This window comes from Rhizobium ecuadorense (genome assembly GCF_001187535.1).
Classification (GTDB): Bacteria; Pseudomonadota; Alphaproteobacteria; order Rhizobiales; family Rhizobiaceae; genus Rhizobium; species Rhizobium ecuadorense.
Genome location: NZ_LFIO01000303.1, coordinates 1 through 291, shown reverse-complemented (window position 1 = coordinate 291; position 291 = coordinate 1). Strand labels below are relative to the sequence as shown.

Below are 291 nucleotides of genomic sequence, written 5' to 3'. Positions count from 1 at the left end.
ATGACGATCTCCCTTCCGGATAATCTGGCGGAATACGTCGAAAATCGTGTCGCAAGCGGCAGATACAGCAGTGCCGGCGCATTCCTGGCGGAGCTCATTCTGAAGGATCAGCTCCATCACAAGCTTGACGACGAAGAACTGCGCAACATCCTGAGGCAGGCTGAGGAAAGTGGCCCGAGCGATCGACGCATTCCCGACATCCTGCCGGAAACGAAGGCCAAGCTGCGTGACAACAACTTATAGGCTGACCCGAACCGCGGACGCTGTGCTATCAGGCATCGACGAATATGC

The 291-nt window shown here is 56.4% G+C and carries 1 protein-coding gene and 1 pseudogene; both read left to right on the top strand.

The window, feature by feature from the left end; translation table 11 throughout:
* On the top strand, window positions 1-243 hold a 243-nt coding region (locus AF337_RS06860), incomplete at its 5' end, for a ribbon-helix-helix domain-containing protein (protein WP_049731537.1).
* Window positions 227-291 (top strand): annotated as a pseudogene (locus AF337_RS45095) (type II toxin-antitoxin system RelE/ParE family toxin); the annotation flags it as partial. The gene AF337_RS06860 and the pseudogene AF337_RS45095, both read left to right, overlap by 17 nt.